The sequence below is a fragment of the uncultured Alistipes sp. genome, assembly GCF_902388705.1.
In the GTDB taxonomy this organism is placed as follows: Bacteria; Bacteroidota; Bacteroidia; order Bacteroidales; family Rikenellaceae; genus Alistipes.
Genome location: NZ_CABMQJ010000039.1, coordinates 1 through 21,747, shown reverse-complemented (window position 1 = coordinate 21,747; position 21,747 = coordinate 1). Strand labels below are relative to the sequence as shown.

Here is a 21,747-nt window from a genome sequence, read left to right as displayed (position 1 = left end):
GAGGCGCTGCGCAGGGCCGACCGCCTGCTGGTGACCTTCGGCACGGCCTGGGTCTACGAACACCGGGGCGAAGTGGTCGCCAACTGCCATCGGCAGCCTGCAGCGGAATTCGTCCGGCGCAGGCTCTCCGTGGGCGAAATCGTCTCGGCGTTCTCCGCGCTGCTCGCCGGGCCGCTCGCCGCGAAAGAGGTCGTCTTCACGGTCAGCCCCGTACGGCACACCGGCGACGGACTGGAGGGCAATGCCGTGAGCAAGGCCACGCTGCGCCTCGCTGTCGAAGAGCTGGCGGCAGCCTGTCCGAACGCCCACTATTTCCCCGCCTACGAGATACTCAACGACGACCTGCGCGACTACCGCTTTTACGCCGACGATTTGGTGCACCCCGCGCCGCAGGCCGTGGAATATGTCTGGGAAAAATTCACCGCTGCGGCCCTTTCGGACGAAGCCCGGCGCCTGCTGCCCGGCGTCCGGCATATCGTCGTGGCCGCAGCGCACCGTCCCCGCAATCCCCGCAGCGACGCCTACCGGGAGTTCTGCCGGCGCAGGCTGGAGGAAATCGCCGCGCTGCCGCTGATCGATTTTCAGGCCGAAGCGGAATATTTCCGCCGATGTATCGAAATAAATTCGTAAATTTGCGGTTTATCCTGTGTATACTATGAAATATCGAATCATTTTACTTGCCATAGCCGCCTGCGCGGCACTCGAAGCCTCGGCGGCACGTCCCCGGCTGGTAATCAACATCGTCGTCGGCTCGATGCGTGCCGAAGACCTCGGCCGTTACGCCGCCAACTACGGCGAGGGAGGCCTCCGGCGTCTGATGGACGGCGGCACGGTATTCGCCGACAGCCGCTACGACTACCAGCAGACCACCACGCCCGTATCGCTCGCGACACTCACCACGGGCGCCATGCCTTCGACCCACGGCGTAGTCGGCGCCCGCTGGCGCGACTACGTCGAAAACGACGCCGTGGAGCTGATTGCCGGACGCAACGGCCCAGGCCCCTACAACCTGATCGCCCCGACGCTGGCCGAAACGCTCCAGCAGCAAGAACCCGGCAGCAAGGCCGTCACCGTAGCGGGCGAAGCCATGTCGGCCGTGGTGATGGGCGGACACGGCGGCGAAGCTTTCTGGCTCGACTCGACCCGCTGCGGCTGGGAAACGTCGCCCTGCTACGCCGCCGAAGTTCCCGAATGGGTGGCGCGCAGCAACCGCGAGCGTTACAACCTCTCGTACATCGCCCCCGAGTGGCGCACGCTCTACGAAAAGGGGCGCTACATCAACACCCGCAACTGGGACATCATCCTCACGGGCAAGAACAAGAAAGAGAAAGACCAGTCGGGCGACGGCCGCCTGAAACACGCCGGCGACTTCGAGCGGATGCTCTATACCCCGGCCGGCAACACCGCTATCCTTGGCTTTGCCAAACAGGCCATCGCACAGTTCAAGCTCGGCACCGACGAAACGCCCGACCTGCTGAACATCTGCCTCGACCCTTCGCGCCGCATCAGCGAGGCCTACGGCCCCGAGTCAATCGAAGTCGAGGACATGTATTACCGGCTGGATCGCGACCTGGCCGACTTTTTGACATTCGTATTCGCACAGGTCAAAAACGGCGAAGTGCTCGTCGTCTTCACCTCCGACCACGGCACGAGCCCTTCTTACGATGCGGGGCACGAGCAGACCGACCGTTTCAATGCCCGGCAGTTCGAGGTAATCGTCAACGGTTTCCTGAACGTCCGCTACGGCATGGGCGACTGGGTGCTCGAATACGAGGACAAATGCGTCTACCTGAACCACAACCTGATTTACGAGCGGGGCCTCGATTTGGCCGAAATACAGAACGAGGTGGCCATCTTCGCCATGCAGTTCCGCGGCGTGTCGCATGCACTCTCGGCGACGGCCATGCGTACGAGTTACTTCGGCAGCGGCTACGCCCGCAAGATGCAGAACAGCTTCTACCCCCGGCGTTCGGGCGACGTCATCCTGAACCTGATGCCCGGCTGGATCGAAGAGAGCGACCGCTGCTGGTCGTCGTCGGGTTCGATGTACGGTTACGACACGCAGGTGCCGCTGGTATTCTACGGCTTCGGAGCCGGGCCCCAGCGCGTGAAACGCCGCGTGGACATGACCTCCGTGGCTCCGACCGTGGCCCGCGTGCTGGAGATCACCGAGCCCGCGGCGTCGGAGGGGGAAATACTTCCGGAAATCGTAGATTTATAAGGTTTTAAACATATACGGATATGGACAAGATACAGGAGGAGATCATCGAGGAGTTCTCGGTATTCGACGACTGGCTCGACAAATACGACTACCTCATCGGTTTGAGCGATTCGCTGCCGGCCATCCCCGCCGAACACCGCACGGAACAGTACCTGATCGAAGGCTGCCAGTCGCGCGTGTGGGTCGACGCCCGCATGGAAGAGGGCAAAGTATACTACGCCGCCGACAGCGACGCCATAATAACCAAAGGCATTATCGCGCTGCTCATTCGCGTGCTGAACGGACGCACGCCGCAGGAGATTCTCGACACCGACCTCTATTTCATCGACGCCATCGGCTTGAGCGCCAACCTCTCGCCCACGCGCTCGAACGGCCTGCTGTCGATGGTCAAGCAAATGCGGCTCTATGCGCTCGCATTCGCAAGCAAAGGCGAAAAACAAGAGAAATCATGACACCTGAAGAAATATTGAAGGTCGAGCAAGAGATCGTACTTACGCTCAAAAACATATACGACCCCGAAATCCCGGTCAACATCTACGACCTGGGGCTTATCTACGAAATCGATTACACGCCCGACGGCGTGGCGAACATCCGCATGACCCTCACGGCCCCGAACTGCCCGATGGCAGACATGCTCGTGGAGGACGTCAACCAGCAGGTCGCCAAGGTCAAGGGGGTGAAGTCGGTGAACGTCATCCTCACGTTCGATCCCGTCTGGGACAAGAGCATGATGTCGGAGGAGGCGTTACTGGAACTCAACCTGTTTTAGCATGACGGAGGAGCAGGAGCATCGGATGCTGAACCGGCTGCACGCCGGCGCCGGACTATATGCCTGCGGCGGTTACCTTGCGGGGCTTAACGCCCTGCAGTGCAGCGAACTGTGCACCGCCCTGCTCTTCGACCGGCTGGAGCGCAAAATGCGCATGGTGGAGGAACTGCACCGGGAGGCTTCCGAAAACTGGAACCAGACGTTCTACCTGCTCTACTTCCGCACGCTGGGCGATCGCCTCAACCGGGAGGCCTACCTCTCGCTGGCGCGGCGCGTTTCCTACAAGACCGTCCTGCGCGAACGGCTGGCGCCCCGGGCCGTCGAATCGCTCTTTTTCGGCGCTTCGGGCCTGCTGGCGCTCTATCCGCACGATGCCTACACGCTCGACCTGGCCCGCAACTTCGAGTACCTCGCAGCGAAATACGGCGTCGAGCCGATGGATGCCGGGGAGTGGACGCTCGGCGACATCCGCCCCGCCAACCACCCCGTTCTGCGGCTGGCGCAGGCCGCCGAATTTTTCACCCAGGACGAGTTCGTCATGGAGCGCGCCATGGCCTGCCGCTCGGAAGAGGATATCCGGAACCTCTTTTGTGCAGAAGCCTCGGGCTACTGGCGTACGCACCACATTCCGGGCATTGCGGGCGACGACCGCCCCAAACGGCTCGGGGCGTTCAAGGCCAACATCATCGGCATCAACCTCGTTTCGGTGCTGCAGTTCGCCTATGGCAGCTATACCGGCCGCGAAACCCTGCGCGACAGCGCCCTCACGCTGCTCGAACGCCTGCCGGCCGAGGACAACCGCTACATGCGCAGCTGGCAGGGCGCCGGTGTGAAAGTCCGCAATGCCTTCGAATCGCAGGCGCTGCTCCAGCTCGCAACGGAATACTGTCCGGCGAAACGCTGCGCCGAGTGCCCCGTCGGCCGGCGCATCCTGAAAACACTCCCGTAAGATTATGAAGAAAATCAGCATCATAATTCCGTTGTACAACCTCGAACACCTGATCGGGAAATGCATCGCATCCACGCTCGGGCAGGATTTGCCGCCCGAAGAATACGAGGTGCTCGTCATCGACGACGGCTCGACGGACGGCTCGCTCGCTGCGGCAGAGGCAGCGTCACAGGGATATGCCAACGTACGGGTATACACCAAGCCGAACGAGGGTTTGAGCCTCACCCGCAATTATGGCACCGACCGGGCCACGGGGCGCTACGTCATGTACCTCGACGCCGACGACTACCTCGAACCCAATGTGTTGGGACGGTTGGCAGCGATTATGGAGCGGGAGCGGCTCGATTTGCTGTGCTACGAGATTGTTGCAGTGGACGAGCAGGGTAAGGAGCGCCCCCTGTGGAGCGACGGCATCTCGGCAAAGAACGGCACGGAAATACAGACCGGGCACGATTTTCTCCGCCGCGACCGCTTCCTGCCGATGGTTCCCATCTATATGTACGACCGGGAACTGCTCAATACCCACAAGCTCCGTATGAAACCGATCGGGCATGAGGACGAAGAGTTCACGCCGCGCGCAATCTACTTCGCACGGCGTATACAGTACGTTCCCATACGCGTCTACAACTACCTGCAGCGGAATACCTCTTTCATGGGGAATTACAACCCTCAAGGTCGTTTAGCCCTTGTCCGGGCGATGAAAAGCCTGCACGATTTTGCTGCCCGCATCGAAGCGGAGGATTCGGAAGGTGCCGAACTGCTGCGCCTGCACATAGGAAAAACCATGCTCCGGAGCTGCAAGCAAACCGTAATTCGGCAACTCGGCGACACGGGAGAGATGCTCCGCCTCGCCCGGCAGCTGGGCATCATGCCGCTCAAATTCCGGACGGCCAATTTCCGGCACTTCATGATCAACCGCTGGCCCAGCCTTTTCATCCTTTACTACCGGCTGCACAAACGGCGATAACGCGATTCCGGGGCGGCACCCCACAACTGCGATACCACCCTGCTGCCGATTGCATTTTACAAAGACACAAAATGCAACCCGGATGCGACGGCCGGAATCACGCGGCTATCGGAATCAATCGGCGGCTTCGGCCGGGGCACCGGGCATATAGCGGCGCAGGATGAGTTCCAGGCCCTTGCCCCGCAGGTTTTCCCCTTTTTCCAGAATGCGCCCGTCCGGGCCGATAAGAATCAACGTCGGGAAAGAAGTAACCCCGTAAGGCTCCTGCCTTACACACCCGTTGTCCCGGTCGGCAATCACCACCCACGGCATGGGATTCTCCGCCATAAACCCGCGCAGGTCGGCCGCGGTATTATCCGCCACGCCGACGATTTCGAAACCGTAATCCTTGAATCGGGCGTAAACATCCGGATATGAATTCCGTATCTCCTGCACACAGGGGCCGCAAGACATCGCCCAGAAATCCAGCAATACGTATTTTCAGGCAAAATCAGCGGGGAACCGCACGGTGCGGCCCGCCATATCGCCAGCTGTAAAGGAATAAGGCCGGAAACCTACCTGCACCGACTCGCGGGCCGCGGCATCGGGCGCATGCGTCATGCGCAGAAAACGGCCGTCGGGCGAAAGGCTGTCGAGCCGGTACCAGGTATCGCCCAACCGGACATACTCTTCCAGTTCATGCTCCGAAAGGACATTGTCGTCCGCAATCACGATTTTGCACCCTTGTTTGAAATACGATACGCTATGGGCAATAACCGAACAGGCATATTTCACCCTGCCGAGGGTAAATGTCCCCCGGGGCATTTCATGCATTACGAGGCTACGCCGCCCGAACCGGTCGGAAACCGTTGCCCACGTCACATCCGGCACGGCTTTTTTGCCGACAACCCGCTCATAGGCCATTTTTACCATCGCGGGCCGCTGCACGAACAGGTAATCGGATTCGTCTGCAAAGTCGCAATCGCCGCCGGTATCGAACATTACGTGCTCCGCACCCGCATCATCTCGTCCGAACGCGACAGCCATGTATACCTGCACCGGAGCGGCGGAATAATCGGCGGTATCCCGCTGCCACGCATTGAAATACCGCATACAGGTCGCCGTATCGATTTTCCCCGCACAAAATCCCTGGTAGAGCAGCTGCGGGAAATCTTCTTCCACGAAATAAGCCTTCCACCCTTCAGGCAGCCCGGTCGCTTCGGGATAAAGATTTGCAAAGCGGCCGCAGTCTTCCAGAAATTTAGGAACCGTAACAAGCGACCTGGCCATCGGCGCCTGCTTTTCGAGTTGCAGTTCAATGGTTTGCCGACACCCACCGCAAGCGGCGAGGCCGACGACCGCCAGCAGGCACATGGCTGCCGGAAATATCCGTTTTATAGGTGGAGAATTTGGGGTGCGGTAACAAAGATAAAAAATTTACGGCACGGGTGCACTCCGGCTTGTAATATTTTGTGATTTAGGAAAGAAATCATTACTTTTGTAAGATTTATAAGCACAACCCCAAAATAACCGAAACACAAGTCAAGTATGGATATAGTTGCAAGTTTAATCAAACTCGTCTTCGGCTCGAAAGCCGACAAAGACCGCAAACAAATCGAGCCTTACCTCGAAAAAATCAAGGCCGTCTACCCCTCGATAGAGGCCCTTTCGAACGACGAGCTGCGCGCCCGCAGCGAAGCGCTGAAAAAGCAGATCGCCGACTTCATCGCCGACGACGAGGCCCGCATCGTGGAGTTGAAAGCCGGACTGGAGCTGGCCGAGACTTCGCTCGAGGAGAAAGAGCGGATTTCGAAGGAAATCGACGAGCTCACCAAGCGCATCGACGAAAAAATCGAGGAGAAACTCGACGAGATACTGCCCGAGGCGTTCGCCATCATGAAAGATACGGCGCGCCGTTTCGCCCAGAACGACACCGTAATCGTCACGGCCAACGATTTCGACCGCGACCTGGCCGCTTCCAGGGACTTCGTCACCATCGAGGGCGACAAGGCCGTATACGCCAACCACTGGATGGCGGGCGGTAATGACACGAAGTGGGACATGATTCACTACGACGTGCAGCTGTTCGGCGGCGTGGTACTCCACAAGGGCAAAATCGCCGAGATGGCGACGGGCGAAGGCAAAACCCTCGTCGCAACGCTCCCGGTATTCCTCAACGCACTGGCAAAGAAAGGCGTACACCTGGTGACGGTCAACAACTACCTGGCCAAGCGCGACTCGGAGTGGATGGGCCCGATGTACCAGTTCCACGGACTCTCTGTGGCCTGCATCGACGACACGCAGCCCAACTCCGACGCCCGGCGCAAGGCATACATGGCCGACATCACGTTCGGCACCAACAACGAATACGGCTTCGACTACCTGCGCGACAACATGGCCTCGTCGCCCGCCGACCTGGTGCAGCGCAAACACCATTTCGCCATCGTCGACGAGGTCGACTCGGTGTTGATCGACGACGCCCGTACGCCGCTCATCATCTCGGGCCCCGTGCCCAAGGGCGACGACCAGCTCTTCGAGCAGTACCGCCCTGCCATCGACCAGCTCTACAACCTGCAGAAAAACCTGGTGACGGGACTGCTGGCCGAGGCGCGCCAGCTCATCGCGGAGGGCAAGAACGACGAGGGCGGCGTGAAACTCTACCGCACGCACAAGGGACTGCCCAAATACAAGCCGCTGATTAAGTACCTCTCGGAAACGGGCGTCAAGGCCTTGATGCAGAAGACCGAGAACACCTACATGCAGGACAACAACCGCCGCATGCCGGAAATCACCGACGACCTGTTCTTCGTCATCGACGAGAAACTCAACTCGGTGGAGCTGACCGACAAAGGCCACGAGGTGCTGTCCAAATACTTCAACGAGGACGGATTCTTCGTGCTGCCCGACATCGGCGCCGAGGTGGCCGAACTGGAGAAGAGCAACCTCTCGGCCGAAGAGCGCGCGCAGAAACGCGACGAGGTGATCAACGACTATTCGATCAAGTCGGAACGCGTGCATACGATTCACCAGCTGCTGAAAGCCTACGCCATGTTCGAGAAAGACGTCGAATACGTGGTGATGGACAACAAGGTGAAAATCGTCGACGAGCAGACAGGCCGCATCCTCGACGGACGCCGCTATTCGGACGGCCTGCACCAGGCCATCGAGGCCAAGGAGCACGTCAAGGTCGAGGCGGCGACGCAGACCTTCGCGACAATCACCCTGCAGAACTACTTCCGCATGTACCACAAGCTGGCCGGTATGACCGGTACGGCCGAAACCGAGGCATCGGAGTTCTGGAGCATCTACAAACTCGACGTGGTGGTAATCCCGACGAACCGCCCCGTCATCCGCGACGACCGCCAGGATTTGATTTACAAAACCAAACGCGAGAAATACAACGCCGTTATCGACGAAATCGTGAAATTGGTCGAGGCCGGACGCCCGGTACTCGTCGGCACCACGTCGGTCGAGATTTCCGAGCTGTTGAGCCGCATGCTCAAGCTCCGCGGCATCAAGCATAACGTCCTCAACGCCAAGCAGCACCAGCTGGAGGCGCAGGTCGTGGCCGAAGCCGGACGCTCGGGACAGGTGACCATCGCCACCAACATGGCCGGCCGCGGTACCGACATCAAGCTCACGCCCGAGGTCAAGGCGGCCGGAGGTCTTGCCATCATCGGCACCGAGCGCCACGAAAGCCGCCGTGTCGACCGCCAGCTGCGCGGCCGCGCAGGACGCCAGGGCGACCCGGGTTCGTCGCAGTTCTTCGTATCGCTCGAGGACGATTTGATGCGTCTGTTCGGCTCGGGACGCATCGCCTCGATGATGGACCGCATGGGCCTGAAAGAGGGCGAGGTAATCCAGGCCGGCATGATGACGCGCGCCATCGAGCGTGCGCAGAAGAAGGTCGAGGAGAACAACTTCGGTATCCGCAAGCGCCTGCTGGAGTACGACGACGTGATGAACTCGCAGCGCGAGGTGATTTACACCCGCCGCCGCCACGCCCTTTACGGCGAGCGCATCGAAATCGATTTGAACAATATCATGTACGACTACGCGGACAACTTCGTGGAAACCAACCGCGGCATCGAGTTCGAGGACTTCCGTTTCGAACTGATCCGCGAGGTGGCCGTGGAGCCGTCGTTCGACGAGGCGACCTACGGTTCGGCCAAACCCGCCGAGCTGTCCGAACTGATTGTCAAAGACCTCAAGGACGCCTACGCCCGCCGCGCGAAAGCCGTGGCCGACACGGTTCGCCCCGTCATGGAGCGCATCTACGAGGACAAGAAAGACCAGCTCGATTCGAACATCTACTTCCCGATTACCGACGGGCACCTGGGCTACAACGTCCCGGTAAACCTCCGGAAATGCAAGGATACGGACGGCGGCGAGATTTTCAAGGTGTTCTCGAAAGTGGTGATGTTCACTTCGATTGACGACGCATGGCGCGAGCACCTGCGCGAGATGGACGACCTGCGCCAGAGCGTGCAGAACGCCACCTACGAGCAGAAAGACCCGCTGCTGATTTACAAGTTCGAATCCTTCGGGCTGTTCTCGAAGATGATCGTCAAGGTCAACCGCGACGTGCTGGCAATCCTGAACAAGGCCTACATTCCCGTGCGCGACCAGAACGCCGAGGCCGTACAGCGGCAGCAGCAACAGCGCGCCAAGGTCGACGTCAACAAACTGCAGGCTTCGCGCATGCAGGCCGCTGCGCAGGCCGGACAGCAGGACAAGCAGAAACCCATGCCCCTGCACGTCGAGAAAAAGGTCGGCCGCAACGACCCCTGCCCCTGCGGCAGCGGCAAGAAGTACAAGAACTGCCACGGCAAAGGACTCTGACCCGGCAAAACGCGCTTGGCATGGATTCCGTAAAATACTGCATGGCGGCCGCAGCCCTCTGCCTGCTCCTCGGAACGGGCAGCGCTTTTGCGCAACGGCAGGCCGACACAGGCCGGAAAAAGTACGACGTAGCGGCCTACCTCTACCCCGCCTACGCATCGGATGATGTGCGCCTGCGGCCGTTCTGGCCGATGGGCATCGGCGAATGGGAAACCGTCATGACGATGCAGCAGCGCAATCCGGGCCACTACTGGGACCGTAAGCCGCTGTGGGGATATATCAACGAGGCCGATCCGGCCGTCATGTCGATGGAAATCGAACAAGCCACGGCACACGGGGTGAACGTCTTCATCTTCGACTGGTACTGGTACGACGGCCGCCCGTTCATGGAAACGACGCTCGACAACGGATTTCTGAAAGCCGGCAACGTCGGGAAAATGCAGTTTTACCTGATGTGGGCCAACCACGACGTGCTCAACCACTGGGATACGCGCCTGGCCCGGGTGAACGAGAGCAACGTAATCTGGACAGGCAAAGTCGACCGCGACGAATTCGAGAAAATCTGCCGGCGGAATATCGAGAAATATTTCAAACACCCGCAGTACTATAAAATCGACGGCAAACCGCTCTTCATGGTCTACGACCTGCCGCAGCTGATTGCCGGACTGGGCGGTGTCGCACAGACGGCCGACGCGCTCAAATGGTTCAAAAAAGAGGTGAAGAAAGCCGGATTCCCGGGATTGGAACTCCAGTTCGCCATGTGGTCGATTAACCTCAATTACAGCGGTTTCGACGGCGGCAAAACCGAAAACCCGGAGAACGATTTCATCCATACGCTCGGCTTCACCGGCACCACGCACTACCAGTTCGCCCACTTCGCCAACGTCGACCAGGACTACACGGCCATCCTGGAGCAGGTGCGCAACGAATGGGAGCGAATCGACGCGACGTACGATTTCACCTACTATCCGCACATCAGCGTAGGCTGGGACAACAGCCCGCGCACGGGCCACAGCGCCGTGGTGAAGAACAACACCCCGGAGAACTTCGCCAAAGGCCTGCGCATGGCACGCGAATATGTCGACGCACATCCCGACCGGGCGCCGCTGATTACGATCAACAGTTGGAACGAGTGGACGGAAACCAGCTACCTGATGCCCTGCAACGTATTCGGATACGGGTATCTCGAAGCCGTCCGGAAAGTATTCGTCGACATGGAATAACACCCCTGCAGGGAGCATGCAGGAAGGAAAACAAGAATAACTCTATGGGCTACAACGAGGAGAAACAACGCCAGCTGGACATACGCTACCTGCGCATGGCACGCATCTGGGCCGAAAATTCATACTGCGTACGCCGCAAGGTCGGAGCGCTGATTGTCAAGGACAAGATGATTATTTCCGACGGCTACAACGGCACGCCCTCGGGATTCGAGAACGTCTGCGAAGACGAAACGGGCAAAACCAAGCCCTATGTGCTGCATGCCGAGGCCAACGCCATCACGAAAGTCGCCAAAAGCGCCAACAACTGCGACGGCTCGACGCTCTATATCACCGCCGCCCCCTGCATCGAGTGCTCGAAACTCATCATCCAGGCGGGTATCAAGCGGGTGGTTTACTGCGAGGAATACCGCTCGGAGGAGGGTCTCGACCTGCTGCGCAAGGTGGGCATCGTATGCGTGCAGCGCGAACTCGACGAACAATAAACGACAATCCGGCCATGAAACGCACGCTCATCCTCGCATGCTGCTGCGCCGTCCCGGCCAAAGGACAGGCGCCCACGACATTCCGCCCCGCGAGCATCGGCGCGGAAACTCCCGCCTGGTTCTACTGCGAAATCATCGGCAGCCACCTGCCGGGACACCGGGGCAACGGCGTGCTGTTCGACTTCGGGCAAAAGACCGAGGCTTGGGCCTACAACTGGCTGACGGACGCAGAGGGCCGCAGGCTGATTTTCAATTCGGGCATCGAAGCCCTCAACTACATGGTAAGCCGGGGCTGGGAGTTCGTGCAGGCCTACACTTCCGGCGAGGAGAACCAAACCGCCCATTTCCTGCTGCGCATCGCCGCCTCACGCCTGAGCGAAGCGGAACGGGAAACGCTGCTGGCGGCCCCGCCGGTGCAAAAGGCCGGAACCGGAAAGCCGAAAAAAGGAAAGCAATAGACACAGGGAGCCTGCCGGGCTCCTTTTTTCTATCCGCCGCCATACAACACACAAGGCGCCCCCGAACCTGCGGGACAGGCACTTGCATTCCCGGAATTATTTCGTACATTTAGTGCGTAAACCCTAAAAACAGACCGGTATGAAACGTATCGTCATCGTAGGCGCCACCTCGGGCATCGGGCTCGAAGTGGCAAAACTGTGCATCCGCGAAGGGTGGCGCGTAGGCGCCGCAGGAAGGCGCGAAGAGGCCCTCGAAGCACTCCGGGCCCTGTCGCCGGAGCAGGTCGTTACCGAACCGCTGGACATCACGAGCGCCGACGCACCCGAACACCTGTCGCGCCTCGTCGACAAACTGGGCGGCATGGACATCTACCTGCACAGCTCGGGAGTCGGCAGCCGCAATACCGATTTGCGCCCCGACATCGAGCTCAACACCCTGCGTACCAACGGCGAGGGATTCGTGCGCATGGTGACGGCCGCATTCGGCTATTTCCGCGCCAACGGCGGCGGCCACCTGGCCGTCATCAGCTCGATTGCCGGCACCAAAGGACTCGGCAGCGCCCCGGCCTATTCGGCAACCAAGCGCATGCAGAACACCTACATCGACGCGCTGGCCCAACTGGCGCGCATGGAAAAACTGCACATCCGCTTCACGGACATCCGCCCGGGATTCGTCGCAACGCCCCTGCTGGCGGGCGACGGCCACTACCCGATGCTGATGAAGGTGGGCAAAGTCGCCGCACGCATCATGCGTGTGCTGAAACGGCAGCGGCGGCGGGTTGTCATCGACCGGCGCTACGCAGTCTTCGTGTTTTTCTGGAAACTGATTCCCGGATGGCTGTGGGAGCGCATGGCCGTCAGGACAAAAGGATAACCCTGTTCACCCTGCAAAAGCCGCGCCTCCGAAAAAGGAGCGCGGCTTAATATTAATATATTCGCCCGTCAGCCGCAGCGTGCGCCCAGCAGGAATAACGCGGGAGGCAGGTTGCAAAGCATGTGCGCGCCCAATGCCCATCCAAAGCCGAGGTTCACGCGCAGATAGACAAAGACGCACCCGGAGAAAAAGAGCCCCAGCACATACAATAGCGCATAGGGCAGCAGGCTCCAGGTAAGCGCCGAAGCGGAAAGCAGGTGTACAGAGGCAAAAACCACCGCCGAAGCCCACATCGCCGGGCGCAGCCACCGGTCCCGTTTCGACAACCAGAACCCGTCCGTCGTAAACCCGTAAACCGCCGCTGCAACGGTAATACAGACCGGCAGCGCCCAGTAACGGGCATTCGCCACGTCGGCAAAAAACAGCATCCAATCGTCAAAAAAAATAGGCCAACGCTCCTAATCCCGCAGCTACATGCCACCTCCGGAACGAAAGCCCCAGCCGGAAAGCACACTCTTCGACAAACGGTGCGAGCAGTAGCACGTGCGGCACGGCGCGCCATCCCATTTCGGAAACCATCGACTCCGGCGTGCGCGCGCCGAACATCCCCGCGGCATCGAGCCCCCAGCCCCATTCGTACAGAGCCGCGCCGGACTTTTGCAGCAGCATGGCGGCAATCCGCGTCACGATGAAGAACAACGCGGCATAGAGCAATATTCCGCCCACGCCTTCGGTGTTCCGCTCATCGGTACGGTCCAGAGTAAAAGGCTTCATGCTCGGTTCCATATTTCCCCAATCGGGTCGGGGGGGGGTAAAAAATCGCCGCAGCGAAAGCACCTCACACGTGCCCGCTGCGGCGTAAAATGTTCAAAAAGGACAACCGGCACCGCCGGGACGCCGGGGCTTTTTCCGCACCTCCCCGCCATGCCGCCGTCCGCACCTCACGGCATCAGAACGGCAGGTCGTCCGGATCGTCTGCGGGAACAGCCGGTGCGGCGGGCTTGGGCGCCGCAGGCTGCTGGGAAGCGCCCTGCGCTGCCTGCCCGTAAGCGGGCGCCTGCGCACCGTACCCGGAGCCTGCGTCGGAGGCCGGGTTGTCGCTGCGGCGGCCCAGCAGGTTCATCACGTCGGCCAGTATCTCGGTCGTGTAACGCTTGTTATTGTCCTTGTCCATCCATTCGCGGGTACGCAGGCGTCCCTCGACATAAATCTGCGTCCCTTTGCGGACGTATTTGTCCACGACGTCGGCAAGGCCGCGCCACAGCGTAATCGTATGCCACTCGGTGTGCTCCTTGGCTTCGTTGGCCTGGCGGTCGAACAGCCGTTCGGTCGTCGCCAGCCGGATGCGGGCCACTTTCACCCCGCCCTCGGTGGTGCGGATTTCGGGGTCGATGCCCACGTTACCCACCAGAATTACCTTGTTTACCATATCTTACAGTTGTTTTATCATACGTTTGAACAGCACCTCCATCTTGATGCCGGCCTTCTTACCCTGCCGCTGCACGTCTTCGTGGTCGCCCACTTCGTCCGAAAGGCCGCAGTTGGTGATGACCGAAACGCCGAAAACGGGAATCGACATGTGGCGCGCCACGATTACCTCGGGCACGGTCGACATGCCGGCCGCATCGCCGCCGATATTCTTGAAATAGCGGTACTCGGCCTGCGTTTCGAACGTCGGGCCCGTACCGCCGACATAAACGCCGTACTGGAGCTTGATGTTCTCCTCTTCGGCGATAGCCGTCGCCCGGGCGATCAGCTCCTTGTCGTAGCAGTTGTGCATGTCCGGGAAGCGGGGCCCCAGTTCGGCGATGTTGCGGCCAATGAGCGGATTGGGCATCAGGTTGATGTGGTCGGTGATGACCATCAGGTCGCCCACGCGGAACGAGGTGTTGATGCCGCCCGATGCGTTCGACACGAAAAGATATTTGATGCCCAGCTGCTGCATCACGCGCACGGGGAACGTCACCTGCTGCATCGTATAGCCCTCGTAATAGTGGAAACGGCCCTGCATGGCCACGACCTTGCGGCCCTCGACCGTGCCGAAAATCATACGGCCCTTGTGTCCCTCGACCGTAGAAACGGGGAATCCCGGAATATCCTTGTATTCGATGGCGAACTCGGTATCGATCCTGTCGGCGAAACCGCCCAGGCCCGTGCCGAGGATGATGCCCACCTCGGGACGGAAAGAACCCGTGGCAGCGTCGATGGCGGCTGCTGTTTTTTTAATTTCCTCTAACATCTTCTTCCAGTTTTTGCAGAAAATCCGTTGCCGAATCCTCTATGAATGAAATATTGATCGGTAAATAGTATATGCTGCGCTGAACCTCTTCGGGGATTTTCGCGCGGTTGGTCAGTTTTACGGCGTCTTTCTCGGTCGTCACAATAACCGCTCCGGGATTCTTCGCCAACAACTCCCGCAGCCGGTTCAAATCGCGGACTTTATAAACATGGTGGTCGTCGAGGGTCATCTCCGCGGCCACCTCGTAGCGGTCGCGCAGGGTCTTCAGGAAAGGCTTGGGATTGCCGATGCCCGACAGCGCAATCACCCGCTGCCCGGGGGCGAGCGGCTCTCCCGATGCCGCGTCGGGGAACAGCGGCTGGGGGATGAAACTCTCGAAGCGGGTGAAGTAAACCCGCTGGTAGGCGACCTGTATCAGCACCTTGCGCATGATGCGCCGGTCGATGGGCGCCATCTTCTCGGGGCACTTCGTGACCACGAAATAATGGGCGCGGTGCAACTCTCCGGGCAGGTCGCGCAGCGTTCCCAGCGGCAGCATCCTGTCGTGCTGCACGGGGCGCGTGGCGTCGATCATCACGATGTTGATCTTCGGCTCCACATAGCGGTGCTGGAAGCCGTCGTCCATGATGATGAGGTCTACTTCGGGATGCTCGGCCCGGATGCGGCGGATGCCCTCGGCGCGCTTCTCGCACACGGCGACCACCGTATCGGGAAATTTGAGTTTGATTTGCAGCGGTTCGTCGCCCACATCGCGGTAATGCGAATCCGTCCTCACCTCGAGGTATCCCCGGGTGCGGCGGCCGTACCCGCGGGAAAGCAGAGCAACGTCGTGCATCTGCGACATATAGGTGATCACCATCTCGGCCATCGGGGTTTTGCCCGTGCCGCCGACGGTGATGTTGCCGATGCAGATGACCGGAATGTCGAACTTTTCGCTTTTGAGCAGGCCCCAGTCGAACAGGCGGTGACGGAACGTCACCCCCGCTTTATACAGAAGGGCCGCAGGCGCAAGCAGGCATTTCAACATTATAAGGGTCTGTTTATCTATACAATTGCTTCAAAGGTAGCAATAAATCTCGGGAACACAAAACAAAAAAAAGCAAATCCCGGGCCTGACCCACAATGGAATAATAAAATTGGCGTTTCCGCCGTTTTTTTCATACCTTTGCTTCCACCTATGGGATACTTCAGACTACCGATATGCCTCCTGCTGCTCGTCGCGGCCGGAGCGTGCAGCAAGACAAAGCAGCAGGCCGCGGCCGAAGCGCAGGCCGCCGAGCCGCAGAATATCGTTTACGGCATCAACGCCGACGACTACCGCACCGAAACCGGCGAGGTCGGGAGCGGTGAAACACTGGGAAAGATATTGAACGGATACGGGGTTTCGGCCCTGACGATCGACCGGCTCGACAAAGCCTCCAAAGCCGTTTTTCCGCTGCGCAACATCCGTGCAGGACACAAATTCACGGCATTCATCCACGAAGATTCGCTCTACGCGCCGCACCTGGATTACCTGGTTTACGAGCGCAACATGTCCGAATACGTGGTCTTCGGGTTCCACGACGATTCGGTGAGCGTCCGCACGGGCGAAAAACAGTTCACCGTACGCCGCACCCGGAAAAGCGCCACGATCAACTCGTCGCTCTGGGGTGCGATTATGGAGCAGAACCTGCCCTACGCGCTGGCCGCCGAACTGGAGGACATCTACCAGTGGACGGTGGACTTTTTCGGCATCCAGAAAGGCGACAACTTCACGGTCGTCTACGAAGAGCGCTTCATCGACGACAGCATCCCGGCCGGCATCGGCCGCGTATGGGGCGCGAAATTCAGCCAGGGCGGCAAGGAATACTACGCCATTCCGTTCCGCCAGAACGGTAAAATCCAATACTGGGAATACGACGGCGCGAGCCTGCGGAAGCAGATGCTCAAGGCCCCGCTGAAATACTCGCGCATCAGCTCGCGGTTCACCTATGCCCGCAAGCATCCGATTTACAAGGTTTACCGCCCGCACACGGGCGTCGACTACGCCGCGCCCAAAGGCACGCCCGTACACGCCGTGGCCGACGGCGTGGTGACCTTCAAAGGCTGGGGCGGAGGTGGCGGCAACACGCTCAAAATCAAACATGCCGGCAACCTGATGACGGGCTACCTGCACTTGAGCGGCTATGCCAAGGGCATCTCGAAAGGCTCGCGCGTCTCGCAGGGCCAGCTCATCGGCTACGTCGGCTCGACGGGCGCTTCGACAGGCCCGCACCTCGACTACCGCATCTGGAAAAACGGCACCCCGATCGACCCGCTGAAAATTCCGCAGGAACCGGCCGAGCCGATCGCCCGCGAGAACCGTGCGGCATTCGAATTCGTCCGCGACCGCATCACAGCCGAGCTGAACGGCGAAATAAAAGACGAGGAGCGCATCACGCAACTCGACTCGCTCGTCATTCTGCAAGCCCCCGCCCCGGCGGAGGCCGCTGCAGCGAAATAGGGAAACGATGGCAGACACGGCGAGCAATACCCCGCAGGCGGAAACGCCCCGGGCCGGCAGCCGGGAGGCGGTCGACACACGCATCGTACGGTTCCTGCGACGGCACCACGTCATGACGCTGGCCACGGCCTGCGGGGGAGTGCCCTACTGCTGCAATGCGTTTTACTGCTACGACCGGGAACGCAACCTGCTGGTTTTCACCTCGGACTTCACGACACGACACGCCCGGGAGATGGAGCGGAATCCGCACGTCGCGGTGTCGGTCGTACTGGAAACGCGAATCGTAGGCCGGGTACAGGGCATACAGCTTTGCGGCAATGCCAGGCGTGCCGACGAAGCAGCCAAGAGGGCCTACCTCAAGCGGTTTCCCTACGCGGCGCTGGCCGAGCTGACGCTATGGGCCGTCGAGCCCCACTTTATAAAATTCACCGACAACACGCTCGGATTCGGAAAGAAACTGATATGGAACGACAGACAGGAGTCATCATCGTAGCCGGCGGCGGCGGAAGCCGCATGGGAGGTTCGCTGCCCAAGCAGTTCATGCTGCTCGGCGGCATGCCCGTACTGGCGCACACGATCAACAACTTCGCCGGGGCGCTGCCCGGGGCCGAAATCGTCGTCGTGCTGCCTGCGGCGCACATCGATTTCTGGCAGAATTTCGCGGCGCGTTTCGAGGTAGCGCCACACACGGTCGCCACGGGCGGCGGGGAGCGGTTCCACTCGGTAAAGAACGGTCTGGCGGCCCTTCGCCGCGAACCGGAACTGATTGCCGTGCAGGACGGCGTACGGCCGCTGGCGACGCACGAGCTGATTCGCCGCACGGTAGCCGCCGCCGCGGAACACGGCACGGCCGTCCCGGTCATCGAGCCTGTGGATTCGTTCCGCGAAACGGACGACGCAGGCTCGCACATCGTCGACCGCAGGCGCCTGCGCATCGTGCAGACCCCGCAGGTGTTCCGCACCGACCTGCTGCGCCGCGCCTACGAGGCGGAATACCGCCCCGAATTCACCGACGACGCTTCGCTCGTCGAGCAGGCCGGACAGGAGGTATTCCTCTGCCAGGGGGAGCGTGCGAACCTGAAAATCACCACCCCCGAAGACCTTGTTTTTGCCGAGGCCCTGCTGGCCGACCGCGAAGAGAAAGAACGCCAAGCAACGGAAACAACGCATGGAGAGCATCTATAAATACCGCTTCAGCCGCCGTACAATCTACTGGACGCTGGTCTACCTCGTGGTCTTCGCACTGCTGGGCGGACTGCTGTACCACCTCTACGAGGGCGGTTACCTCTCGGCCTGGTTCACCTCGTTCATCGTTGCACTGATCGCCCTGATGTCGCTCTCCATCCCGCGGTGCATCGTGGTGACGGACGAAAAGGTCGAGGTGCGCTGCCTGCTGGACATCACCGAAATCCGGCGCGACGAAATCGCCTCGGTACGCCGCGTGGAGCCCCGGCGGATGAAATGGTTCTTCCCGCTGTTCGGAGGATGCGGGTTCTTCGGCTACTACGGCCACTTTCTCGACCTGCGGCATTTCGAGCGAGTACGCCTGTATGCCTCGGAGTGGAAGAACTTCGTCGAAATCGTCGACATCTACGAAGATCGGCTGTACGTTTCGTGCGCCGACGCCGACCGCCTCGTCGCCGAGCTCACCCCGCCCGGCGGCAACCGCCCCACGGACGACGACGGGGAAGAGTCCTGAAAGTAGCGGGATTCGGCCAAAATATCGACAGAAGCCGCCCCGGATTGCGAAATTCCGGAAAATGATTCTATATTTGCATCTGCGGCCCGAGGGCCGAAACAAACGAAACCGAGCTATCAACACTTTAAAACAAGTAAAAATGAAAAAGTACCGTTGCACCGTATGCGAGTGGATATATGATCCCGCAGTCGGCGATCCCGACGGAGGCATCGCCCCCGGCACATCGTTCGAAGAGATTCCCGAAGACTGGGTTTGCCCCGTCTGCGGCGTCGGCAAAGACCAGTTCGAAGAGGTGGAGGAATAATCCCGACCAAGCATGAAATAAGGCGCACCTTGTTAAGGTGCGCCTTATTTCTTCCAACTTACCGGAAAAAATAAATAAACGCCAGTTCACAGGGACCGGCCGTCGGTGCCTGACAAAGTGTTAAGGGTATTTTTATACAACATCCACAACTTCCCGGAATTCAATGGCTCCCCGATAACAACGATACGACTATGCGAATCTAGCAGGAAAGACCTGTTTACCGCACGAATACCGTCCAATTTATTTTTATCGATAAATTTATTATCAACGTCATATAACAACGGATATTCGAGCTCCAAAGCCGTTACGACCATTTTTAATTCCGACCGGTCGATCGGATATATAACAGGAATAAATCCGACCTGCTCTTTGGGAATATCCCGGAGATGTTCTTCCCAATCTTTCAAAACGGACAAAGCACACTTCGTACAGGCATTCCGGTCAAGGTAAGTTATAATCTTATATGGTTTTGCCAACTCGTCTTCAAGCCTGACAGTTCCCACAGCTGCCGGAACCGAAACATACTGCACTGGCAACTCGATTTTTCTGCCCAATAATCTTTTTGCCTGCCGGATCAGTTCCGGCTCATTGCTTCCGCATGCGGAAACCAATCCGGCTAATACAAAGGAAACGATAATTTTAAATTTCATCGCCGATTTTTTTCAACAGCTCATTCAAATCATAGGTCACAATATTCTCATCGGCATCAAGTCCGTATAAAAGCCCCGTCTGCTCCCGGAAAGCGATGCCTTTTATCTTCCGGTCGAATTGCATCGAAGCAAGCGGATTGCCGTCCCAGTCAAAGACACGCAGTGTCGTTATATTGTCCGGGCTGTCGAATCCGGCTTCATAAGTATTCCCGCAATACGCAGCAAAAACATATCTATCCGTAACGGCAAGATCGAAATAAGCAAACCGCATTCGCCGCATCCGTTCTTCATTGGATAAACCACTCGCAGCCTCGTAAGTAAGCGCGTCTTCTTTCCGGAGGGTAAAACCGGTCTGTTTTTCCAAGTCGATAAAATTGATATAACCGAAATTCAACATGGCATCGACGATCTTTGTTCCATCGGGTTTAAGAAGCACAGAGCCATCAGTTGCTGTTCGCACTAAAAATCCCATATTATCAGCCACCATTCCCGGACCGAAAAAAGGAAACTCCGTTTCCTTCTTTTGTTGTTTGTCATAGAGCACATACTTTGCCGGAAAATATTGATTATCACGAGCATCTTGGTATGATGTATTATATTTCACAAAAAGCTCGTCACCTTTCAGGTAGAATATTCCATGAGCAAAAGGAGCAAAGTTTTTTATGCTTTCTTCGTCAGAAACAACGGTTGTCCGCTGACAAAGAGATGACGAAAGATTAATCAACAACATACTCCTGCCTACATCGAAAGTATAAAGCATAATATCATTTCCATTACGGGAGAATTGTTTATAACAGGTAAAAAATACCGAATATTCTCCCGGCCCCCGCCCATGCAGGCACAAATTGTCACAGATCGTATTATCGTTCAGATTCACAACCGACAGGAAAGAGTCCGTTCCTGATTTCCCGACGATAAGCAACGAATCCGAAACAGCAAGTCCGACACCCCCGAGCCCCGGCACAGCCAATGTATCCCTGACTGCTAACATTCCGTTCACGGGAAATTCACCAAACGTTTTGACCGGCACAACAAAAAAGTCGTTTCCGGTACTGCACGAGCCTATCAATAACCCGAGCAAGAGAATAATAATCTGCTTTCTCATGAATTGCACTTAATTAACATAACAATATCCAACTCGAGCAGAACCATCCGGAGTTCCGGAAGCGACCACACAAGCTTTCATCCCATAAGGAGTAGAAGGTGGATTCCAAGGGTAAAACAAATAACTTCCCGCACCACATTGCAATGTATGCACGACACCGCCGGAAATAGTACGTTCACAACAATCATAATAATATACGCCCCCAATCTCAATCCCCGTCAGAGCCTCGATATTCGCCGCGAGGATTTCCTCCGGAACCGAATTGTAATTTGCAACGAATGTGAATACTGCTCCTCCTAACATGAGAGCGCTTCCGAATAAAATGACAGATTTTTTCATGGCGTGAAATTTTTAAATTAATAAACCGCCCCACATGAACCGCTCCCACAATAATATATGCAATGATTATAATATAAAATTAAATATTATATTTAACAAATACAACTTTCCAACAATATTATTCATAAAAATAAGAGATTCCCGAAGACTGGGTTTGCCCCGTCT

Annotated in this window: 26 protein-coding genes; 16 read left to right on the top strand and 10 right to left on the bottom strand. The window is 58.4% G+C overall.

Annotation, left to right across the window (positions count from 1 at the left end):
• From QZT71_RS09305 to QZT71_RS09280, 6 genes are all read left to right on the top strand, one after another.
• On the top strand, positions 1 to 630 hold a 630-nt coding region (locus QZT71_RS09305; protein ID WP_295915434.1), incomplete at its 5' end, for a GSCFA domain-containing protein.
• Between the two features lie 25 nt (positions 631 to 655).
• Entirely contained in the window at positions 656 to 2,221 is a 1,566-nt protein-coding gene (locus QZT71_RS09300; RefSeq protein WP_295915433.1) for an alkaline phosphatase family protein, read from the top strand.
• A gap of 20 nt (positions 2,222 to 2,241) precedes the next feature.
• On the top strand, positions 2,242 to 2,673 hold the full coding sequence (locus QZT71_RS09295) for a SufE family protein (RefSeq protein WP_295915432.1): 432 nt from the start codon (positions 2,242 to 2,244) through the stop codon (positions 2,671 to 2,673).
• The gene (locus QZT71_RS09290) at positions 2,670 to 2,990 is read left to right on the top strand and encodes an iron-sulfur cluster assembly protein (RefSeq protein WP_295915430.1); all 321 of its coding nucleotides are present in this window, start codon (positions 2,670 to 2,672) and stop codon (positions 2,988 to 2,990) included. Before QZT71_RS09295 ends, QZT71_RS09290 begins: the two co-directional genes overlap by 4 nt.
• A 1-nt stretch (position 2,991) precedes the next feature.
• The gene (locus QZT71_RS09285; RefSeq protein ID WP_295915429.1) at positions 2,992 to 3,939 is read left to right on the top strand and encodes a DUF2851 family protein; all 948 of its coding nucleotides are present in this window, start codon (positions 2,992 to 2,994) and stop codon (positions 3,937 to 3,939) included.
• Positions 3,940 to 3,943: 4 nt separating this feature from the next.
• Positions 3,944 to 4,906, top strand: a complete 963-nt coding sequence (locus QZT71_RS09280; protein ID WP_295915428.1) for a glycosyltransferase — start codon at positions 3,944 to 3,946, stop codon at positions 4,904 to 4,906.
• A 114-nt stretch (positions 4,907 to 5,020) separates the two neighbouring features.
• On the opposite strand, the gene QZT71_RS09275 is transcribed toward QZT71_RS09280, so the two are convergent.
• The gene (locus QZT71_RS09275) at positions 5,021 to 5,377 is read right to left on the bottom strand and encodes a peroxiredoxin (RefSeq protein WP_295915426.1); all 357 of its coding nucleotides are present in this window, start codon (positions 5,375 to 5,377) and stop codon (positions 5,021 to 5,023) included.
• 9 nt (positions 5,378 to 5,386) lie between these two features.
• The gene (locus QZT71_RS09270) at positions 5,387 to 6,175 is read right to left on the bottom strand and encodes a hypothetical protein (protein WP_295915425.1); all 789 of its coding nucleotides are present in this window, start codon (positions 6,173 to 6,175) and stop codon (positions 5,387 to 5,389) included.
• A gap of 258 nt (positions 6,176 to 6,433) precedes the next feature.
• Here QZT71_RS09270 and secA point away from each other — a divergent pair, with 258 nt between their 5' ends.
• The 5 genes from secA to QZT71_RS09245 all read left to right on the top strand — a co-directional run bounded on the left by secA (position 6,434) and on the right by QZT71_RS09245 (position 12,764).
• On the top strand, positions 6,434 to 9,727 hold the full coding sequence (gene secA / locus QZT71_RS09265; RefSeq protein WP_295915423.1) for a preprotein translocase subunit SecA: 3,294 nt from the start codon (positions 6,434 to 6,436) through the stop codon (positions 9,725 to 9,727).
• A 20-nt stretch (positions 9,728 to 9,747) separates the two neighbouring features.
• Positions 9,748 to 10,950 (top strand): glycoside hydrolase family 99-like domain-containing protein, encoded by a 1,203-nt coding sequence (locus QZT71_RS09260; RefSeq protein ID WP_295915422.1) that lies wholly within the window; start codon positions 9,748 to 9,750, stop codon positions 10,948 to 10,950.
• Positions 10,951 to 10,994: 44 nt separating this feature from the next.
• Positions 10,995 to 11,432 carry a dCMP deaminase family protein gene (locus QZT71_RS09255; RefSeq protein WP_295915420.1) on the top strand — a complete coding sequence of 146 codons (438 nt, stop codon included), beginning with the start codon at positions 10,995 to 10,997 and terminating at the stop codon, positions 11,430 to 11,432.
• A 14-nt stretch (positions 11,433 to 11,446) separates the two neighbouring features.
• Positions 11,447 to 11,890, top strand: coding sequence for a hypothetical protein (locus QZT71_RS09250; RefSeq protein WP_295915419.1), 444 nt, complete (start codon positions 11,447 to 11,449; stop codon positions 11,888 to 11,890).
• Between the two features lie 139 nt (positions 11,891 to 12,029).
• Complete coding sequence (locus QZT71_RS09245; protein WP_295915417.1) at positions 12,030 to 12,764, top strand: SDR family oxidoreductase; 735 nt, start codon at positions 12,030 to 12,032, stop codon at positions 12,762 to 12,764.
• 68 nt (positions 12,765 to 12,832) lie between these two features.
• Here QZT71_RS09245 and QZT71_RS09240 read toward each other — a convergent pair whose 3' ends face one another.
• From QZT71_RS09240 to lpxK, 5 genes are all read right to left on the bottom strand, one after another.
• Positions 12,833 to 13,192 carry a CPBP family glutamic-type intramembrane protease gene (locus QZT71_RS09240; protein ID WP_295915416.1) on the bottom strand — a complete coding sequence of 120 codons (360 nt, stop codon included), beginning with the start codon at positions 13,190 to 13,192 and terminating at the stop codon, positions 12,833 to 12,835.
• A gap of 7 nt (positions 13,193 to 13,199) precedes the next feature.
• Positions 13,200 to 13,538: a hypothetical protein gene (locus QZT71_RS09235; RefSeq protein WP_295915414.1), complete on the bottom strand. Its 339-nt coding sequence runs from the start codon at positions 13,536 to 13,538 to the stop codon at positions 13,200 to 13,202.
• Positions 13,539 to 13,713: 175 nt separating this feature from the next.
• Positions 13,714 to 14,193, bottom strand: a complete 480-nt coding sequence (locus QZT71_RS09230; RefSeq protein ID WP_295915413.1) for a single-stranded DNA-binding protein — start codon at positions 14,191 to 14,193, stop codon at positions 13,714 to 13,716.
• 3 nt (positions 14,194 to 14,196) lie between these two features.
• The gene (locus QZT71_RS09225; RefSeq protein ID WP_295915412.1) at positions 14,197 to 15,003 is read right to left on the bottom strand and encodes a purine-nucleoside phosphorylase; all 807 of its coding nucleotides are present in this window, start codon (positions 15,001 to 15,003) and stop codon (positions 14,197 to 14,199) included.
• Positions 14,987 to 16,030 (bottom strand): tetraacyldisaccharide 4'-kinase, encoded by a 1,044-nt coding sequence (gene lpxK, locus QZT71_RS09220; protein WP_295915410.1) that lies wholly within the window; start codon positions 16,028 to 16,030, stop codon positions 14,987 to 14,989. Before lpxK ends, QZT71_RS09225 begins: the two co-directional genes overlap by 17 nt.
• Positions 16,031 to 16,180: 150 nt before the next feature.
• Between lpxK and QZT71_RS09215 the strand changes: the two genes are divergently transcribed.
• From QZT71_RS09215 to rd, 5 genes are all read left to right on the top strand, one after another.
• Positions 16,181 to 17,485: a peptidoglycan DD-metalloendopeptidase family protein gene (locus tag QZT71_RS09215; protein ID WP_295915408.1), complete on the top strand. Its 1,305-nt coding sequence runs from the start codon at positions 16,181 to 16,183 to the stop codon at positions 17,483 to 17,485.
• A 7-nt stretch (positions 17,486 to 17,492) separates the two neighbouring features.
• Positions 17,493 to 17,978 (top strand): pyridoxamine 5'-phosphate oxidase family protein, encoded by a 486-nt coding sequence (locus QZT71_RS09210; RefSeq protein WP_295915407.1) that lies wholly within the window; start codon positions 17,493 to 17,495, stop codon positions 17,976 to 17,978.
• Complete coding sequence (locus QZT71_RS09205; protein ID WP_295915405.1) at positions 17,948 to 18,670, top strand: 2-C-methyl-D-erythritol 4-phosphate cytidylyltransferase; 723 nt, start codon at positions 17,948 to 17,950, stop codon at positions 18,668 to 18,670. Before QZT71_RS09210 ends, QZT71_RS09205 begins: the two co-directional genes overlap by 31 nt.
• Complete coding sequence (locus QZT71_RS09200; RefSeq protein WP_295915403.1) at positions 18,654 to 19,184, top strand: PH domain-containing protein; 531 nt, start codon at positions 18,654 to 18,656, stop codon at positions 19,182 to 19,184. Before QZT71_RS09205 ends, QZT71_RS09200 begins: the two co-directional genes overlap by 17 nt.
• Before the next feature lie 139 nt (positions 19,185 to 19,323).
• Positions 19,324 to 19,488, top strand: coding sequence for a rubredoxin (gene rd, locus QZT71_RS09195; RefSeq protein WP_295915402.1), 165 nt, complete (start codon positions 19,324 to 19,326; stop codon positions 19,486 to 19,488).
• Between the two features lie 86 nt (positions 19,489 to 19,574).
• Here rd and QZT71_RS09190 read toward each other — a convergent pair whose 3' ends face one another.
• From QZT71_RS09190 to QZT71_RS09180, 3 genes are read right to left on the bottom strand one after another with little or no spacing between them, the layout of a single operon-like run.
• Entirely contained in the window at positions 19,575 to 20,138 is a 564-nt protein-coding gene (locus QZT71_RS09190) for a hypothetical protein (RefSeq protein WP_295915401.1), read from the bottom strand.
• Positions 20,128 to 21,243 (bottom strand): BF3164 family lipoprotein, encoded by a 1,116-nt coding sequence (locus QZT71_RS09185; protein ID WP_295915399.1) that lies wholly within the window; start codon positions 21,241 to 21,243, stop codon positions 20,128 to 20,130. Before QZT71_RS09185 ends, QZT71_RS09190 begins: the two co-directional genes overlap by 11 nt.
• A gap of 9 nt (positions 21,244 to 21,252) precedes the next feature.
• Entirely contained in the window at positions 21,253 to 21,582 is a 330-nt protein-coding gene (locus tag QZT71_RS09180; protein ID WP_295915398.1) for a hypothetical protein, read from the bottom strand.
• Positions 21,583 to 21,747 lie beyond the last annotated feature (165 nt).

Excerpts from the sequence above, each read along its gene's own strand:
- QZT71_RS09300 (WP_295915433.1), top strand. The coding sequence starts at position 656 with ATGAAATATCGAATCATTTTACTTGCCATAGCCGCCTGCGCGGCACTC.
- QZT71_RS09295 (WP_295915432.1), top strand. The coding sequence starts at position 2,242 with ATGGACAAGATACAGGAGGAGATCATCGAGGAGTTCTCGGTATTCGAC.
- QZT71_RS09290 (WP_295915430.1), top strand. The coding sequence starts at position 2,670 with ATGACACCTGAAGAAATATTGAAGGTCGAGCAAGAGATCGTACTTACG.
- QZT71_RS09285 (WP_295915429.1), top strand. The coding sequence starts at position 2,992 with ATGACGGAGGAGCAGGAGCATCGGATGCTGAACCGGCTGCACGCCGGC.
- QZT71_RS09280 (WP_295915428.1), top strand. The coding sequence starts at position 3,944 with ATGAAGAAAATCAGCATCATAATTCCGTTGTACAACCTCGAACACCTG.
- QZT71_RS09270 (WP_295915425.1), bottom strand. The coding sequence starts at position 6,175 with ATGGCCAGGTCGCTTGTTACGGTTCCTAAATTTCTGGAAGACTGCGGC.
- secA (WP_295915423.1), top strand. The coding sequence starts at position 6,434 with ATGGATATAGTTGCAAGTTTAATCAAACTCGTCTTCGGCTCGAAAGCC.
- QZT71_RS09260 (WP_295915422.1), top strand. The coding sequence starts at position 9,748 with ATGGATTCCGTAAAATACTGCATGGCGGCCGCAGCCCTCTGCCTGCTC.
- QZT71_RS09255 (WP_295915420.1), top strand. The coding sequence starts at position 10,995 with ATGGGCTACAACGAGGAGAAACAACGCCAGCTGGACATACGCTACCTG.
- QZT71_RS09250 (WP_295915419.1), top strand. The coding sequence starts at position 11,447 with ATGAAACGCACGCTCATCCTCGCATGCTGCTGCGCCGTCCCGGCCAAA.
- QZT71_RS09245 (WP_295915417.1), top strand. The coding sequence starts at position 12,030 with ATGAAACGTATCGTCATCGTAGGCGCCACCTCGGGCATCGGGCTCGAA.
- QZT71_RS09240 (WP_295915416.1), bottom strand. The coding sequence starts at position 13,192 with ATGCTGTTTTTTGCCGACGTGGCGAATGCCCGTTACTGGGCGCTGCCG.
- QZT71_RS09235 (WP_295915414.1), bottom strand. The coding sequence starts at position 13,538 with ATGAAGCCTTTTACTCTGGACCGTACCGATGAGCGGAACACCGAAGGC.
- QZT71_RS09230 (WP_295915413.1), bottom strand. The coding sequence starts at position 14,193 with ATGGTAAACAAGGTAATTCTGGTGGGTAACGTGGGCATCGACCCCGAA.
- QZT71_RS09225 (WP_295915412.1), bottom strand. The coding sequence starts at position 15,003 with ATGTTAGAGGAAATTAAAAAAACAGCAGCCGCCATCGACGCTGCCACG.
- lpxK (WP_295915410.1), bottom strand. The coding sequence starts at position 16,030 with ATGTTGAAATGCCTGCTTGCGCCTGCGGCCCTTCTGTATAAAGCGGGG.
- QZT71_RS09215 (WP_295915408.1), top strand. The coding sequence starts at position 16,181 with ATGGGATACTTCAGACTACCGATATGCCTCCTGCTGCTCGTCGCGGCC.
- QZT71_RS09210 (WP_295915407.1), top strand. The coding sequence starts at position 17,493 with ATGGCAGACACGGCGAGCAATACCCCGCAGGCGGAAACGCCCCGGGCC.
- QZT71_RS09205 (WP_295915405.1), top strand. The coding sequence starts at position 17,948 with ATGGAACGACAGACAGGAGTCATCATCGTAGCCGGCGGCGGCGGAAGC.
- QZT71_RS09200 (WP_295915403.1), top strand. The coding sequence starts at position 18,654 with ATGGAGAGCATCTATAAATACCGCTTCAGCCGCCGTACAATCTACTGG.
- rd (WP_295915402.1), top strand. The coding sequence starts at position 19,324 with ATGAAAAAGTACCGTTGCACCGTATGCGAGTGGATATATGATCCCGCA.
- QZT71_RS09190 (WP_295915401.1), bottom strand. The coding sequence starts at position 20,138 with ATGAAATTTAAAATTATCGTTTCCTTTGTATTAGCCGGATTGGTTTCC.
- QZT71_RS09185 (WP_295915399.1), bottom strand. The coding sequence starts at position 21,243 with ATGAGAAAGCAGATTATTATTCTCTTGCTCGGGTTATTGATAGGCTCG.
- QZT71_RS09180 (WP_295915398.1), bottom strand. The coding sequence starts at position 21,582 with ATGAAAAAATCTGTCATTTTATTCGGAAGCGCTCTCATGTTAGGAGGA.